Origin of the sequence: Pseudomonas sp. KCJK8993, assembly GCF_046230915.1 — a bacterium.
GTDB lineage: Bacteria > Pseudomonadota > Gammaproteobacteria > Pseudomonadales > Pseudomonadaceae > Aquipseudomonas > Aquipseudomonas piscis.
Map to the genome: position 1 here is coordinate 1 of NZ_JBJJLO010000216.1, position 3,342 is coordinate 3,342.

The window sequence follows — 3,342 nt, forward strand, 5'->3', positions numbered from 1 at the left end:
GACTCCAAAGTTACTTGGTATGGACTCAGGATTAATATTCACGGTCGTGAAATTTTGATTGGACGCCCTTCTGAAGAAAATACGGAAACCTCTCAAGCTTTTTTCTCTGAGGATGGTATTATTCCAGAATTGCCACACTTTAATATCAAAATCGACAACCTTAAGAAGATTCTCAACGATGCGTTTGGTATCGACTCCGAGCTGAAAATTCCATATGGCGGCCGGCACATTCGTACCGGCTCTAAAGTTTCCTTTCGAAGTTTCCTTCCTCATAGCTATCAAGATCAGAACGCAATTATTGCACCTGAGTATCTGTATATTCGGCCAGCTGACGGGCGATACCAAGAGTCTATTGAGCGAACTTTTCGAATGGCGCTAGGAGTTGAAAACGCCAAAACCTCGACCGCAAAAACAAAGTTGCTTGATCTCGAGCAGAAGCAGGTAGCAATTGAACGCAAAAGAGAAATCTTTGAAAAAAATAAACTAGCGTTCGCCGACGACTTACAAGGTCTGGGTCGGGAGGCAGCTGCTCTTGGCATAATTGAGGATGTTCCCACCGACGTCGATGCGCTTTTGAGGAAACTGAAAGAGGTGGTAATCGACTCAGATATTACGTTGCCTGGGAAGGGCGAGACGGAGGCGCTTGAAAAGAAAATATTTTCGCTTCGCTCTAAAAATAAAAAATATGAGGCCTTTGCTGATAAGAAACTTGAGTTCTCCAATTCTTCCAAGCAGTCAGAGTATGCATTGCGTCCAGTCGAGTTCTTTAACGAACACCCAGAACTGATCTTCCCATCAGAATTGGCCAATAGCCTCATTCATCATCTTCAGACAGAACTTAGCCGCCTGCGTGCCGCACTTAAAACCAAGAACCAGGCTCCATTTTTGGCGGAGGTAAAAGATTTAATATCAGAAAACACTAAAGAAATTAACACTTTAGAAGAAAAGCTAGCTGCGTTACAAAAAAACCAGAAATCTCGCTCCAGCCCTAAAGAATATTACAAATATATCGGAAGGCTTGACACAAAAATCCAGCTTTTCAGTGACTCAGACAATCATACGTTTTCATACGATCCTGAGGAGTTTCAGACCAAGGTCGATCAGCTAAAAAGTGTGATTGAGGAAGATAATCTAAAGGTGGAGTTGGCAGAGCAAAAGCTTAATGAGTTTATCAATGATAAACTCAAGAGGCTGAAGCTCAAGGGTTACGATAACTTTACCGCTCGGTTTAGTGAGAAAGAGCGCTTGATTCATTTATTTTCCGAGGATTTGTCTTCTGTAGAAAAAATGCCTGATATTGGCAGTGCATCTAACTACCTATATCTTCACTTGGCTTATTTTTTTGCGATCCACCAAGTTGCTAAGCGACACAAAGTGACGTGGATGCCTTCATTCATGGTTTTGGATCAGCCTAGCACCCCTTACTTTTCAAATGAGGGAGAACCAACTGATGACATTATCAGTCTTGATGCCGCTTTAATTGAGATGAATTCTTTTGTCAAGCAGATGGACGAAGAGGGTGGGTTCCAGATAATACTGCTTGAGCACATTAAAGAAACACATTGGAAACGTCTGGCGTTAGACAGGTTTCATTTGGTCGATAAAGAGTTACGCGGAGATTATGGTCTGATCCTCGACTGAGGACATAAAGCGTGAGCACCCTTGCAGCAAACGAGACAAAGGTGCTCCGCTCCTCGAGCTAATATCGGACAGCGTTGCTTTATAGTGCTGTTCTGGATGAGCATCGCGAACTCGCTGAGACGAAGGCCTCTGCCTTATCTAATGAAAAATAATGAATAATTCGAAGAGCTTGTAAAAATTCATGAATAGTGAAAATAATTTACCCGTGAACTTTAATCCGAAGCATGAGGCAAAGACTTTTCTGGATCTAGGGGCAACAAAATAGTACCAATTGATGAAGTACTACGATCTATAAAAAATTGGATCTGCTTATTCTCTTCAACAATGAACGCGGCGGCTAGCAGGCAGCGCTGAGTAAAAGGCATCTCTGCTCCTTTGAATCGTTAGGCGCCATTCCTAACGGCAGCTTTTGGCCGAAACCAGCCTGTCACCAACGACAGCTAGTGGCTGGTTTTCGACGGTGGCTACAGACTTCTGGCATGTAGAGGTTTAAAACATGAGGGTGATTAAAACCTCATCACATGCCTGCGATGACCACTGCTATCGCCATGACACACCGCCTCAAACATCCCCGCCAACACACGGTTGCACCTCTCACTCGCGCGCCCTATAGTTCGCCCTTCGCGGCAAAATCCGCGAACGACCTTGGCCGGTCGAATTACAACGACGCATCAGCGTCCAAAACACCATTGCAGACGCTTTTTTTGTGCCTGCGATTCTGTGTTATGGCGGCTGTGTGCGGGACACCTTCGGGTGTGCCGGTGTCGTTGTTACCGGTCGGCCAACCCTCACACAGCTGCCACCCTCAATTTGCTTGGCCGCAGATGGTGGAAGCTCTACAACGAGTAACGACCATGGACGATCAATCGATTTCCCGCTTCTCCCCCGTCGACACCCACGACACCAATCAAGCTGTTTTCTACCTCGACACCCAAGCCTCTCTAAGCGATCTCGCCAGCAGTGCGGCCCATCGTTTCACTGTGGTGCGGGATCTGATGGACACGCTGTCCACGCTTAACCTGAAAGATATTGCCGACTGCGACCTGACGCGCGTCACCCGAGGGGTGCATCTGCTCACCCGGGAGGGTTGCGCGGTGCTGGAGGTGATTCAGTGGCGCACGGCGCTGGAGAGCTGAGCGCCACTCAACAAGCGCGTAAAACGCGCTTGGCCTTGCTTCGGCCTTTGATCTCGCGTTGATCTGGCTTTGGATTTGGCTTTTGATCTTGATCCACCTGCCCCTTCAGGAGGCCGAGCGCAGGCGTTGCGTAGGGGGCAGCTCGGCATGGATGCCGAGCTAGCCGCCGTCAGGCCATGGATGGCCTGTGGCGGCGGGCCCCCGGAGCAATGCCGGAGTGAGGGAACGCCGAGCCTAGGCGAGGCGCCGAATGCGGGGGCAAGAGCCCTTTGGTTACTTTGGGCTGGGCCGGCATTCCGGCTGTTCCAAAGTGACCCGCTGTAAGAGCGGAACCGATAGTGGCCGTGACCGCAGCAATGGATATGTACGCAGAACCGTATGCAGCCAGGTGAAAAGCATCGGCAGGTTTGGCGAGGACTGCGTCCTCGTACGCAGCCTCGCTGCGCTCGACAGCGGCTACAGCGGCTACAGGGGACAGGCCAAGCGGCTTGAGCCGGTTGTGGTTGCTGCGCAACCCAGCAGGAGCAAGCTCCCTCGCTACAGGGGCTGCCTGTTATACACATCT

General features: G+C 49.2%; 2 protein-coding genes. Both read left to right on the top strand.

What is annotated here, in order from left to right:
• A partial coding sequence (locus tag ACK6AU_RS31630; protein WP_409303670.1) for a DUF3732 domain-containing protein occupies positions 1-1,641 on the top strand: 1,641 nt, incomplete at its 5' end.
• An 854-nt stretch (positions 1,642-2,495) separates the two neighbouring features.
• The gene (locus ACK6AU_RS31635; protein WP_409303672.1) at positions 2,496-2,777 is read left to right on the top strand and encodes a hypothetical protein; all 282 of its coding nucleotides are present in this window, start codon (positions 2,496-2,498) and stop codon (positions 2,775-2,777) included.
• Positions 2,778-3,342: the final 565 nt, after the last annotated feature.